Origin of the sequence: Clostridium beijerinckii (assembly GCF_036699995.1) — a bacterium.
GTDB classification, from domain to species: domain Bacteria; phylum Bacillota; class Clostridia; order Clostridiales; family Clostridiaceae; genus Clostridium; species Clostridium helianthi.
Genome location: NZ_CP144906.1, coordinates 2,439,987 through 2,452,792 on the forward strand (window position 1 = coordinate 2,439,987; position 12,806 = coordinate 2,452,792).

Sequence of the window (12,806 nt, forward strand, 5' to 3'; positions counted from 1 at the left end):
ACAAAACATGAGCCTATAAAATTTAAATATACAGGTTATAGGTAATATATTTTGCTTTTTTAAATAATTTGCCTTATATACTTTATCTATGGTTTAAAATAATTTTCGAAAATATACTTTTTATTAGAAAAATTTATATTTTTATGTCAGAAAAGTATATTTATTAACGAATAATATATTGAGTGTGTAAAAATTGATTCCCAAATACCCCTTAATATGCAATTACATAACACTCCTATATTTTACTATACCTACTAACAGTAAATCCCCTGTAAATTGATGATAAATTTACAGGGGATTTTTAACTTTATTTAAAGTATAATATGCTAAAGAGTAGTAATTTACAATACAAAGATGTTTCATTCACAATATTAATTTCATCTGATTATTATATAATAAATATTATTCAGTAGTTAATATTTATTGGATTTTACACCCCATTATTAATACGAGGTGAAATTAATGAAAATAAAAGTGATAAATAGTTATCCAGCTTGTATATGGGAAGAAGATATCATTAAAGCAATTCACGATCTATGTCTTGAAGAACTTCAAGAAAAGCTGGAGAAATATAAATCTGATAACTCGAGCAAAGCAATTGCTAATTGTCATATTTCAAAAAAAGAGTTTTGTTGCAAAAAACAAGTATTTATAGAAATGACAGCAATGTTTGATATTGTTGATATAATAAATTAGAAGAAAATATTGATTTAGAGAATTATACTAAATTAAAAACAATCTCCTATTAAAAAATGAGGAGATTGTTTTTTATTTTTGGAAAATTGTAATGAGATTAAGAGTGTGGAAAAGTTACACAGGAATCTATTCAACAAGATTGAAAACAAACATTGAATGGAGAATAAACCCATTTGTTCTTGCGGAACTGTTATAATACCTATTTTAAAAGTAAATAAAATTAAAGAATATGAGAATAATTATCGGATTCATGTGAATTAAGTGGATTTTGTGGTATAATTTAGAGTAGAAGTAAATTACTTATTAGTTTTGATACTTATGTAAAAATAAGTGATTAAGCTTAGTAGTTTATAGAATGGTTATGGAATTAGGTATTGGGATTAAACATGATAACTTTTATATCTTAAAGGACGAAGGGAAGGATAAATACAATGTTTAAGAAAATGAAAATATCCCAAAAATTAATAGGAAGTAGTGTGATATGTACTGTATTCTTAGTTTTAGTCGGCATAGCTGGTCTATTTAGCATGAACAAACTAAATATAAATACAGATAAAATTTATAATAATAATTTAATGAGACTTCAGAAGTTATATGTAGTAAAAAGTAATACTAACTTAGGACTATCTGATATGGAACATATTATTAATAGTAATTTTAAAAATGATATAGATGAGGCACAAAAAGATTTAGCAGATTTATCTGATTTAAATAATAAAACTTTTGAAGAAATTGAAAAAATACCTTATTCTAGTGAAAAAGAAGAAGCTGATTATAAAAAAGTTAAAGATGCATTAACTAGGTATAGGGATATAAGAACAAAGATAATAAAGGATGTTACTGACAATAATTATGAGGAAGCTATTGAATTATATAATTCGGAGTATTTTACTTTAAGAGAAGAGATAGCAAATGATATAAATGTTGTAATAAATGAAAATATTGATGCGGCCAAAGAAACATCGGAATCAAGTAACGCAGTTTTTAAAAATTCGTTTAAATTTCTTGCAATATTTATTGTTATTTCAGCATTGATATTAGCCATATTAAGTGGTGGGTTAGCAATTTGGTTAAGAAAGAGAATAAACAGTATAGTTAATTTTGCTAATGGTTTAGCGGAAGGAGATCTTACTGAGAAAATAAATATAAATGCATATGATGAAATAGGTAATATGTCAAAAGCATTGAATATTGCTGTATTAGACGTGAAAAATCTTATTATAGAACTTACTAATCGTATGAAAAATGTCAGAATTTCAAATGAAGATCTAACTTCAACAATGGAAGAAATGTCTGCAACTATGAATAATATTAAAACTGTAACCCATGAAATTGCTGATGCAAGCATGAATTTAAGTGCGGCAACTCAAGATGTTAGTTCATATACAATGGAAATAGAAAAACTGACAGATGAACTTAGCAGAAATGCTGAAAAGAGAGAATTAGATTCAGATGAAATTATGAAAAGAGCAGTAAATGTAAAAGAAAAAGTGGAAGAGTCATCTAATAATGCAATAAGCCTATATAATGAAAAAGAAATTAAGATTAAAAAAGCAATTGAGGATATAAAGATTGTTAAAGAAATAGAAAAAATGGCAGAAGCTATTGGACAAATAGCTGAACAAACTAATCTTCTAGCACTTAATGCATCTATAGAGGCTGCTAATGCTGGGGATGCAGGTCGCGGATTTGCTGTAGTTGCAGAGGAAGTTAGAAAATTAGCTGAGAAGTCATCAGAAACAGTTATCGATATAAAGAAAAATATAAGTACAGTTGGAAATGTTATTGAAAACTTTACTAATAACACTAAAGATATATTGGGATTTATTGATAGTCAGGTTAGACCAGATTATGAAATGTTGAAGTCTATAGGAAATCAATATGAAAAAGATGCTGAAGTTGTAAATGAAATGTCAAAAGAGATTGCAGAGTCAGCAATTAAAATTGCGAATAATGTATCTAAAGTTAATAATGCTATAGTAAATATTTCATCAAAATCACAGCAATCAGCTTCTAGTGTAGAAGAGATATTTGCAAGTATTAGCGAAACCAGCGCATCAGTAGATAATGTTACCAATCAGGCAAAAGACACATCAGAAATGGCTGATAACATGATTGAAATGGCAAATAAATTTAAATTCTAGAAATATATAAGTTCTGAATAATATATAGATAAACCAACTAAGACCTAAAATTAGGAATATATCTCGCCGAAATGAGAATTATGCTGTTGTTCCAGTTTCTAAGGAAATTATGATGGATGATTCTAAGATCACAAGTTGCACCCAAGATGCTAGTCTCAAAGACGAGCTTTGAACTAGCATACTTGGAACAACTTTTAATCTAAGAATCAAAACCATCAAATTCCTAATGAAACATTTCACAAAAGCATAATTCTTATTTCTAGTTTGGATATCTTTCATGACATAAATCTAACTTATAATTGGTTTATCTATAATTCATTCTTATATAGAATTGTTTTATCCAGTCGCTTTGAAAAAATATAAGGAATTAAAATTTTTAGAATATATGCATGGCCAAATATTCATTCTAGTAGAATGGTTATTTGGCTTTGTTTTAATTCTTTGGAAATTTACATTTCAGTAGAATCTGTGTCTCAATAGTCGCATGCAATTTTTTTGTATAAATATTAATATATAATACTTTATTTTTAGTGATTATATAATTTATTGCGATATATAACAAGTGAAGTTTGTTACATAATGTAACAATTGATACAGCAAATGTATTTTTTTAGAGTTATACTTATAAAAAAGTTAGGGGGAAGTATAATTTGGAAAAATAATAGAAATAGAGAAAATGATTTGTAAAATGAGACAATCCTTATATGAAATTATAAACAATGAAAAAAGTTTATTAGGAATAGAAGTTATTACTGCTAGTCAGAGGTTAGACGACATAATAAATCAATACAATGAGCTGCTTGATAAAGGAATTTAAAGAAGTTCACATCATTAATATAGAAGTCTTAAATAATATAATTCATTTTATATATATGAACAAAATATGCATTAGACTTATATGGTAATAAGCAGAAAGTTGAAACATTTTTATTTCGCTAGACTATGAAAATTATGATTCATCTTTATATAATTAAAATTTATGGAAGGAATTTACATATTTCTGTATAATTAGATATATATAAGGAGGGAATATTATGAATACTATAGAAAAAGTCATAATGAATCTTAAGATAAGACCAGATGGTATGAATTTATATGAATTGGATAGAATATGTTTCAAAACTTATCAAAAGACTCTGCTCGGCTCAAAACTTGGAAGAGTAAAAGAGCGTATAGAGCCTACTTTAAGATATTTAGAGGAAACTAATCAAATAGCGATTAAAGATGGAATTGTCAAATTAAAAAAAACTGATAAAGTTTAGTATATTCAAATAAATATACTTATTTGAATAAGTTGATATTTATATAGATAATATAATGATAAACTATACTTAGACTATGAAATATATTCTGACCAGAAACTGGAACAAAAGTATATTATTCATTTCGGTGAGCTATACTCATAAGTATGGATTATAGTTGTTTATATATAAATCTTTAGCGCTTAAGATTAATAATATACAGTGGAGGATTAGAAATGATAAGAATACTTTTATGCTGTGGAGGGGGCTTTTCATCAAGTACCCTAGCCAGTAAAGTTGAAAAGGAAATATTAGAGAATAATATGCAAAATGATTATTCAATTGAATTTTCGCCATTTTTATTAGTAAATAAGAGAATGAGTGAATTTGATATAATTGTATGCTGTCCTCATCTAATAATGCAAGTTAAGAAATTTGTGAAAACTTCAGAGATTGATAAACCTATCTATATTCTTCCACCGAGAATGTATGGTCTCATTAGTTTTAAGGAATTAGCAATAGATGTGGTAGATGCAATCAATTTGTATAATGAAACTAAAATTAATCCAGTATATTTTCCAGGGGAAGAAAACACCATGATGGTCACTAGGCATGTTGCTTACAGAAATAGCAAAGTTTAATAAATCTTTGTATATAAGTTATAAATAATATAGTTCATTTTTTATAAAATTATAATACTTAAATTATTTTATAATTTAGGATGTAGTCTTCAGTGAGGTGGATTTTTAAAATCCTATATATAAGATTCTTTAAAGTATAGTAAATGTGGTCTTAAAATTCTCATATTATCACATAGTAAAGAAGAGATATCTTCAAATTTGTGAAACTATCTCTTCTTTAATGAAATTATTGTACGGAAGTATCAGTTGTTGTAGTTGTTGATGTATTTTTCTTTTGATGAGCTTCTTTTTTAGCTTCAGATGCTGCTTTAATTTTAGCTTGAGCATCTTTAAATGATAATCCTGTTATATCGATTCCTAATTTCTCAGCTCTTGCACTTTGAATTTTAGCTATTACATCTTCATTTGATAGACCTGTAACATCTATTCCAAGCTTAGAAGCTTCTGCTTGATTTAATTTTATCCTAGCATCTTTATTAGATAAACCTGTTATATCAACTCCAAGTTTTGTTGCCTTCTTAGTTAAATTTGCAAGGCTTTTAGCTTCAAGAGCTGTTTTAATTTTAGCTGAAGCATCTTTATTTGATAGACCTGTTATATCAATTCCAAGCTTTCCTGCCTCTGCAGATAAAATCTTAGCTTTAGCGTTATCAGGTGAAAGATTTGTTATATCTATACCTAATTCAGTTGCTTTTTTATTAAGTCTTTCAAGAGTCTTTTCTTCAAAAGCTGCTTTAATTTTAGCTGAAGCATCTTTATCTGACAGACCTGTTATATCAATCCCAAGTTTTTGAGCTACAGCAGCTCTTATTTTTGATTTTGCTTGATCATTAGTTAATCCAGTGATATCTATTCCAAGTTTAGAAGCTTTTTGAGTAAGTTTTGCGAGTTTATCTGCCTTATTAGTTTGAGATACTTGCCCTGTAGTAACACTATTTGTTACATTTTGTGTAGAAGCATCATCAGCGAATGCTGGAACAAGGCTTGATATTGAAATCATAGCTGCTATTGCAATTCCTAGTATTTTTTTCTTTTTCATAATTATCTCTCCTTACGTCATATAAAAATTTATTTTTATGTTAAAACATAGATTAATATAGAAATAACCGGCTATAAGGGAATTATAATTCTTTTATGTGAAATTTATGTGAAAAGGAATATTAAGCATATAAATTTATTGGCATCGCATTTATATATTTATTGCAAAAATGATAATACTATATACTAGAATGAAAGTTCTAGACAAATTTATAATTAATCTAATCAATATAATAATATAAATAAAGTTATATTGGGGCTTAAATGGAAGGAGAAAAATAATGAACGAAGTAATACAAAATATCATAACAAGAAGAAGTATAAGGGTGTATAAAGAAGAGCAAATTTCGGATGAAGACTTAAGTAAAATATTAGAAGCTGCTAAGTTCGCTCCAAGCGGAATGAATAGTCAGGATTGGCATTTTACAGCTGTACAAAATAGAGAGAAGATAAATAAGCTAATTTCAGCAGCTAAAGAAGCATTACAAAATTCTCCTATAGAACAGCTAAATAAGATGGCCAATAATCCAAACTTTAACCCATTTTATAATGCACCTACTATAGTGATAACATCTTGTGATAAAAACTTACCAGTAGGACAATCTGATTGTGCTGCAGCAATACAAAACATAATGTTAGCCGCTCATTCACTTAACATTGGATCATGTTGGGTACATACTTTAGCTATGGTTGGAGATGATCCTAATGTCAGAAATGTGCTTACTGAGCTAGGAATTCCAGAAAACTATGCGACATTTGGTACAGCAACCCTAGGCTTTAATGGAGGGAAAGAACCAAAAGCTCCAACAAGAAAAGAAGGAACGGTAAATATAGTAAAATAAAAAGAGTAATAAGTTAAAAAGGTGACTTCTAAATATGTGAAAGTAAAAAATGATTAATGAGACTCTATGGTTAGAAAGTATTCTAGCTATAGAGTTTTTTGCTTCATAAATTAATAAAATTGCCCTTTCTACGACTGGAGCTTAGCCATTATTAAAACACGATAATATTGAAATTTATACTATAGTGTAAGTATTTCACTAAAGAATTACAGATGTCTAAAAAGCATATGGCTATAGCTATCGATGAATATGAAGGAACATTTGGACTTGTAACTATTGAAAATATTTTAGAAGAAATAATTGGCGAAATTCGAGATGAGTTGGATATTAAAAATTCTAAAATTCTAAAGAATTTAAGAATATATATTTTTAAGAATTTTAGAATTTATGAATTTTACAATATTTTAATAAAAAGCAGATTGCTCTTGACATTATAAATTCTACTTTCAATGAAGAACTTAGATGTTCTTTACTAAGATGATGAGATACTTAATAAATGCAAAGGATGTAGCCTTAGACATATTTGTGATTAGATATTTGTTTCAAGATTATATTGCGGAATAGCAAATTAATGAATTATTTAAAAAGGGAACTATAGTCAAAAAAATTATTATGAAAACTTATTGAACATCAGTCTGAGTAAGTATAATATATTCATAGGTAGAAATATATGTTAAAGTTTGCATTATATGCAAGTGGAATTTTGCTAATTTATGATTTTATCAATCTTATATTAATACAGGAGGGAGGTTACAGTGGTAGACATCAGATAAAGCTCTGACAGTGTCAGTCAAAAATAAGGAGTGACGAAAAAATGAAAATTTCAAAGAAAAGTTGGACCACCGTAAGTGCTTTTGCAACTAGTTGTGTGTTCATGTTTAATGGAAGTAGTGCAGTAGCTTCCACTAATCCAAAAGATTCTATAGTTATTGCTACATCATCATCTACTAATCCAAAAGATTTTAAAGTTTATGATGAATCAAGCAATTTTACGATACCAGCAGAAATTCCTGCATCAAAAATAGGGCTGCCTACATCAGGTGCTACGATAAGTTCAGCAACTATAGTGAAATCTGATGAAAAGGGTAATCTGAATGGAGAATACTGCAAGGTATTAGGTGCAATCCATCCAGTAGATAAAAATGCGCCAGACATTAACTTTCAGGTTAACCTTCCTGTAAAATGGAACAGTAAAATACTACAATATGGTGGCGGCGGATTTGACGGCGCTCTGGTTACTGCTGATAGTGGATATTACGGGCAAATGGTTTCAGATCCAACACCTTTGGCTCAAGGGTATGTGACATTTGGTAGTGATAGTGGTCATGTAAATTCTTCATATTGGGATAGTAAATGGGCGCTTAATGATGAAGCCTTAAATAATTTTGCCTCTGACCAGTTAAAGAAAACAAAGGATACAGTACTAGAAATAGTACAGGCCTTTTATAAATCCAAGCCGTCTCAGGTATATTTTGTTGGCGGGTCTAATGGTGGACGAGAAGCGTTGAAGGTTGTGCAACGTTTCCCAACAGAATATAACGGCGTTATTTGCTATTTCCCTGTATTAAACTGGGTACCTAAGGCAATTACGGATAGCAGAAATGCAGATGTCGTACAAGCTAATAATGGAGCAGGTTGGATTAGCCCTGAACAGTATAAGCTTGTTAATCAAACCATCCTTGGAATAGATGATGGACTAGATGGCGTTAAAGATGGAATAATAAGCAACATTTATGGTGCTGAAAAAAAGAAGGATGAAGTTTTAAAGGCTTTGAAAAACATATTATCAGATGCGCAGATAAAAACATTAGAAACATTTGCTTCACCTATGAAATTTAATTATCCTCTTGCCAATGGATTAACCACTATGCCAGGATATCCTGTTTTTAAGGGAGCACCTTTAGCCGATATGTATCTAAACCAATTTGGTACAGCACCAACTGCCAGAGATGGCTTAATGGCAGAAAGTGGGGATGCTGTTATTAAAAATATGATAGTTCGAGATGATAATTTTAATCCTGAAAATTTTGATGCAGATAAATGGCGTGACAAAGCTGTACAAGCTTCAGAATTACTTGATGCTACAAATCCAGATATCTCAGCTTTTAAGAATAATGGAGGAAAATTGATTCTTATTCATGGAGCAGGAGATCAAATTGTTACCTTTCAAGGCACAATTGACTACTATAATCAGCTAATTAACAAATTCGGTAAGGACTCTCTTGGCGAGTTTGTAAAATTCTATATGGTTCCAGGAAATGGCCATTATAATTCAGAAACCTGGAATATGGGATCCGATACATTGGGCGCATTGGATCAATGGGTAGTAAATAATAAAGCTCCTGAGAATTTGATTGTAACAGATCAGTCTGAAAAGACTAAAGGCCGCACACGTCCGCTTTTGGAATATCCTGCGTATCCAGAGTACAAAGGAAGCGGAGATGTAAATTCCGCTGAAAATTTTAGTAGCGCTACACCTTAATGAAATGGAAAGAGTTCATTCTGTTATATAATAAAATAATGCTGTTTAATAAGTCGGGATAATTAATCCCGACTTCAACTTTTTCTACTTTATAACATGTTGAATATCGGATAACAAAACTTTAAATTTTAATACAAATTAAGATTGTAATAATTATCTTAAATATGAAAATTAAATATGAGGAAAGTATGTCTTAGCGGTTACATTTTTTCTAGTGTTTTTTCAATTACTTATTTCTAATTAATTGGGTAATAACTGTCCATAGGACTGGTTTTTGACTTGTGATTCTCACTACCAAACCCACAGCGGACTTTTACCGCCAAAGTTGTTGCCCATGCTGGATACACAAAAAGAAAACGGATTATTCCATTAATAAAATAATCCGCTTTAAAGGATAAAATTAATCCAGGTTCAATAAAATCTTGTTGTCATAGGTTTTAATGCTTTACGTCCCATATAGTGCGCCTAACTTTAGATAAAGCTTCTTTTGATTTCTCTTTATTCATAAACATCAAAATTACATAGAGTGAATCTAAGATGCTTAATTGAGATATACGAGAAGATAAGGCTTCTGAATGAAATTCGATTTCTTCAGATATAGAAATAAAAACTACATCACCTATCTTAGCTAGAGGAGAAGATGCATGGCTAGTGATAACAATTACTTTTGCACCGGCTTCTTTTACTAATTCAGCAATCCTGATAGTTTCTTTTGATTTTCCTGTATGTGAGATACAAATTGCACAATCCTGTGGTGTTAATAAAGATGCTTCCATAAGTTGTATATGATAATCAGTACTATGACGGACATGAGCTGGGGAACGTAAAAATTTATGATATGCATCTTCTGCAAGTATTCCTGATCCACCGACACCAAAAAAATATAGTAGATTTGAATTTGATATAATCTCAGCCGCTTTTTTCAAATCGTCTAACCCTAATATCTTCTTAGTATTAGTTAGTGTTTTAATGTTTGAATCAAAGACTTTTTGTGCCATAGTTAATTCATTATCATCAATTTCAATTTTTTCATGAATTGATGTAGTTGAAAAATTATTTTCTTCAATTAAGATAGCCATCTTAAACTCTTTAAAGCCAGAATAGCCTAGTTTTTTTGCGAATTGAAATAAAGTAGAGTCTGCAACATTGAGTTCATCAGATAAATAGCTGATAGAATTGTGAGCCACAGAAATGGGATTTTCAAGTATATAGTCTGCAATATTTTGTTCTTTAGTACTTAATCCATTGTATAACGATTTAATTTTAAGTCTAACAGATACCTCCATGTTGGTCCTCCTTTTTATAAATTATATATTGTAACTTTAAAAACACTAAAAAATTTTGAGCGTAATGTATATTTCAAATAGTATTATATATAAAAATCAAATTTATAAAAGAAAATGATATAGATTTTTTGTTCATATGGTCGAATGAACAATTGAGTTTAATATGTATGAAAAGTGGTTGAATTATTAAAAAATAGCATTGTTATAAGTATATCAAATAGTAATTTTGTGTCAATATCTTGAATACGACAAGTCAAACTCAGTTCCTTATTTTTATGAGAAGACTAACTATAATAAGCATTTTTAAAGCACTAACAACTAAATCATTAGTAATCTTTTAACTATAACGACTTAATATGTCTGCTACTTTATATAAATATCATAGTATTTCTGAAATTGCAAGAGGCGGATAGAGATAGAAGTATGAGAAAAGTGCAATGTTATCAAAAAAAATTTTTTTTATAAAAATATTTACAAAAAAAATTTTTTTGATACAATAAAGACATGAAATGGAGGGATTGTATGAAAATAGCAATTATAGGTCTTGGTAAGATGGGTTTAAACATAGCATGTAATTTAAAGAATCATAATTATGATGTTATGGGATTTGATTTATCTGATAAAGCAAAAGAAAATGCTGAAAAGGCAGGGATAAAAACATTTGATAATTTAGAGAAAATCGTTACTTCATTTACTGAAAAAAGAGTTATCTGGTCTATGTTACCTGCTGGAGAAATTACGGAATCTGTATTGAATCAATTGCTGAATTTACTTTCTCCAAATGACATTGTCATTGAAGGTGGAAATTCAAATTTTAAGGATTCAATACGACGTGCAAAGAATTTTAAGGAGAAAGAAATATCTTATTTTGATTGTGGAACATCAGGTGGAACTTCTGGAGCACTCGGTGGTGCATGCACTATGATTGGTGGAGATCCTGAAGTATTTAAGGATATAGAGCCAATTTTCAAAGATATATCAGTTGAAAAGGGTTACTTATATACTGGCCAATCTGGAAGTGGTCACTTTTTGAAAATGATCCATAATGGAATCGAATACGGAATGATGCAAGCAATCGGTGAAGGTTTCCAAATTGTTAAAGAAAGTGAATTTGATTATGATTTAGCTGCTGTTGCAAGGGTTTGGAATAACGGATCTGTTATTCGAGGTTGGCTTATGGAAATTGCTGAATCACAATTTAAAAATAGTCTAAATTTAGAAGACTACAGAGGAGTTGTTGCTGCATCTGGAGAAGCAAAATGGACTATTGAGACTGCTTTGGATATGGGGATTGCAGTACCAACAATTGCTTTGAGTTTATTTATGCGTAATTTGTCTCAAGAAGATGATAGTTTTTCTGCAAAGGTAGTTTCGGCTTTACGAAACGGATTTGGTGGACATTCTATTGTAAAGAAGGATAAGTAGATATGAGAGAATATAAGATAGCTATTGTTAATTCAAGTAGTTTTGGAAAGATATTCCCTGAGCACATTGATCGGTTGAAGGAAATAGGATCTGTTGATTATTTTCAAGTTGATAATGAAATGCATGGAAAAGAACTTGCAAACTTATTAAGTGGATACAATATTATCGTTGCAAGTGTAACCCCCTTTTTTACTAAAGAGTTTTTTGATTCCAAAGATGAGCTTTTGCTGATTACACGTCATGGAATTGGATACAACAATATTGATATCGATGCGGCAAAAGAACATGATACTATTGTTACAATAGTTCCGGCTTTAGTAGAACGGGACGCAGTCGCAGAAAACAACATTACAAATTTGCTGGCTGTATTGAGAAAAACAATGGAGTCCAGTAATCGAGTTAAAGCGGATCGTTGGGAAGATCGAGCTGAATTTGTTGGACATGCACTTTTTAATAAAACAGTAGGTGTTATTGGAGTTGGAAACACAGGAAGTTGTGTAGTAGAGATTGTTAGAAATGGTTTTAGATGTAATGTTTTGGCCTATGACCCATACAAGTCAGATTTGTATTTACAGACTTATGGGGCAAGGAAAGTTGAATTAGATGAACTACTGACTTCTTCTGATATTATTTGTTTTTGTGCAAATTTAACTAAAGAAAGTTATCATATGATATCTAAAAACGAAATAGAAAAAATGAAAGACGGTGTTTACATATCGAATAGTGCGCGAGGAGCATTATTGGATGAAAATGCGGTTATTGAGGGATTGAAATCTGGAAAAATTGCTGGTTTTGCGACAGATGTTTTAGAAGAAGAGCCAGGAAGAAAGAGCCATCCTTATCTAGCTTTTGATAACGTTTTAATAACTCCTCATACATCAGCTTATACTATAGAATGTCTAGAGCAAATGGGTAATAAATGCGTAACAGATGTGGAACAAATAGTTCAAGGTATTTTACCAGAAAGGGCAATTCAGTCAACAAGTAAATTCATTAAAAAATAGGGGGGAT

Annotated in this window: 12 protein-coding genes; 10 read left to right on the forward strand and 2 right to left on the reverse strand. The window is 29.8% G+C overall.

Going from position 1 to position 12,806, the window contains the following annotated elements; genetic code table 11:
• Positions 1–462 precede the first annotated feature (462 nt).
• From PZA12_RS11300 to PZA12_RS11320, 5 genes are all read left to right on the forward strand, one after another.
• A complete protein-coding gene (locus tag PZA12_RS11300; protein ID WP_041896343.1) occupies positions 463–696 on the forward strand; it encodes a hypothetical protein in 234 nt (77 codons plus the stop codon).
• Positions 697–1,127: 431 nt separating this feature from the next.
• Positions 1,128–2,840, forward strand: a complete 1,713-nt coding sequence (locus tag PZA12_RS11305; protein ID WP_103699186.1) for a methyl-accepting chemotaxis protein — start codon at positions 1,128–1,130, stop codon at positions 2,838–2,840.
• 676 nt (positions 2,841–3,516) lie between these two features.
• Positions 3,517–3,657 carry an aspartyl-phosphate phosphatase Spo0E family protein gene (locus tag PZA12_RS11310; protein WP_078115722.1) on the forward strand — a complete coding sequence of 47 codons (141 nt, stop codon included), beginning with the start codon at positions 3,517–3,519 and terminating at the stop codon, positions 3,655–3,657.
• Between the two features lie 217 nt (positions 3,658–3,874).
• Positions 3,875–4,102 carry a hypothetical protein gene (locus PZA12_RS11315; RefSeq protein WP_077840836.1) on the forward strand — a complete coding sequence of 76 codons (228 nt, stop codon included), beginning with the start codon at positions 3,875–3,877 and terminating at the stop codon, positions 4,100–4,102.
• A gap of 215 nt (positions 4,103–4,317) precedes the next feature.
• Positions 4,318–4,722, forward strand: coding sequence for a PTS sugar transporter subunit IIB (locus PZA12_RS11320; RefSeq protein WP_078115721.1), 405 nt, complete (start codon positions 4,318–4,320; stop codon positions 4,720–4,722).
• A 226-nt stretch (positions 4,723–4,948) separates the two neighbouring features.
• On the opposite strand, the gene PZA12_RS11325 is transcribed toward PZA12_RS11320, so the two are convergent.
• Positions 4,949–5,761 carry a hypothetical protein gene (locus PZA12_RS11325; protein WP_078115720.1) on the reverse strand — a complete coding sequence of 271 codons (813 nt, stop codon included), beginning with the start codon at positions 5,759–5,761 and terminating at the stop codon, positions 4,949–4,951.
• A 280-nt stretch (positions 5,762–6,041) separates the two neighbouring features.
• On the opposite strand from PZA12_RS11325, the gene PZA12_RS11330 reads away from it, so the two are divergent.
• From PZA12_RS11330 to PZA12_RS11340, 3 genes are all read left to right on the forward strand, one after another.
• Entirely contained in the window at positions 6,042–6,602 is a 561-nt protein-coding gene (locus PZA12_RS11330) for a nitroreductase family protein (RefSeq protein ID WP_078115719.1), read from the forward strand.
• 212 nt (positions 6,603–6,814) lie between these two features.
• On the forward strand, positions 6,815–7,039 hold the full coding sequence (locus tag PZA12_RS11335) for a hypothetical protein (RefSeq protein ID WP_078115718.1): 225 nt from the start codon (positions 6,815–6,817) through the stop codon (positions 7,037–7,039).
• A gap of 377 nt (positions 7,040–7,416) precedes the next feature.
• Positions 7,417–9,084 (forward strand): tannase/feruloyl esterase family alpha/beta hydrolase, encoded by a 1,668-nt coding sequence (locus PZA12_RS11340; RefSeq protein ID WP_078115717.1) that lies wholly within the window; start codon positions 7,417–7,419, stop codon positions 9,082–9,084.
• Positions 9,085–9,521: 437 nt separating this feature from the next.
• Here the strand turns inward: PZA12_RS11340 and PZA12_RS11345 are convergent, their stop codons facing one another.
• Complete coding sequence (locus PZA12_RS11345) at positions 9,522–10,370, reverse strand: MurR/RpiR family transcriptional regulator (protein ID WP_078115716.1); 849 nt, start codon at positions 10,368–10,370, stop codon at positions 9,522–9,524.
• 522 nt (positions 10,371–10,892) lie between these two features.
• On the opposite strand from PZA12_RS11345, the gene gnd reads away from it, so the two are divergent.
• Both gnd and PZA12_RS11355 read left to right on the forward strand, forming a co-directional pair.
• Positions 10,893–11,795 carry a phosphogluconate dehydrogenase (NAD(+)-dependent, decarboxylating) gene (gene gnd, locus PZA12_RS11350; protein ID WP_078115715.1) on the forward strand — a complete coding sequence of 301 codons (903 nt, stop codon included), beginning with the start codon at positions 10,893–10,895 and terminating at the stop codon, positions 11,793–11,795.
• Positions 11,796–11,797: 2 nt separating this feature from the next.
• Entirely contained in the window at positions 11,798–12,799 is a 1,002-nt protein-coding gene (locus PZA12_RS11355; RefSeq protein WP_078115714.1) for a D-isomer specific 2-hydroxyacid dehydrogenase family protein, read from the forward strand.
• The last annotated feature ends 7 nt before the right edge of the window (positions 12,800–12,806 follow it).

Coding starts and splice junctions, on each gene's coding strand:
- PZA12_RS11300 (WP_041896343.1), top strand. CDS start 463: ATGAAAATAAAAGTGATAAATAGTTATCCAGCTTGTATATGGGAAGAA.
- PZA12_RS11305 (WP_103699186.1), top strand. CDS start 1,128: ATGTTTAAGAAAATGAAAATATCCCAAAAATTAATAGGAAGTAGTGTG.
- PZA12_RS11310 (WP_078115722.1), top strand. CDS start 3,517: ATGATTTGTAAAATGAGACAATCCTTATATGAAATTATAAACAATGAA.
- PZA12_RS11315 (WP_077840836.1), top strand. CDS start 3,875: ATGAATACTATAGAAAAAGTCATAATGAATCTTAAGATAAGACCAGAT.
- PZA12_RS11320 (WP_078115721.1), top strand. CDS start 4,318: ATGATAAGAATACTTTTATGCTGTGGAGGGGGCTTTTCATCAAGTACC.
- PZA12_RS11325 (WP_078115720.1), bottom strand. CDS start 5,761: ATGAAAAAGAAAAAAATACTAGGAATTGCAATAGCAGCTATGATTTCA.
- PZA12_RS11330 (WP_078115719.1), top strand. CDS start 6,042: ATGAACGAAGTAATACAAAATATCATAACAAGAAGAAGTATAAGGGTG.
- PZA12_RS11335 (WP_078115718.1), top strand. CDS start 6,815: ATGTCTAAAAAGCATATGGCTATAGCTATCGATGAATATGAAGGAACA.
- PZA12_RS11340 (WP_078115717.1), top strand. CDS start 7,417: ATGAAAATTTCAAAGAAAAGTTGGACCACCGTAAGTGCTTTTGCAACT.
- PZA12_RS11345 (WP_078115716.1), bottom strand. CDS start 10,370: ATGGAGGTATCTGTTAGACTTAAAATTAAATCGTTATACAATGGATTA.
- gnd (WP_078115715.1), top strand. CDS start 10,893: ATGAAAATAGCAATTATAGGTCTTGGTAAGATGGGTTTAAACATAGCA.
- PZA12_RS11355 (WP_078115714.1), top strand. CDS start 11,798: ATGAGAGAATATAAGATAGCTATTGTTAATTCAAGTAGTTTTGGAAAG.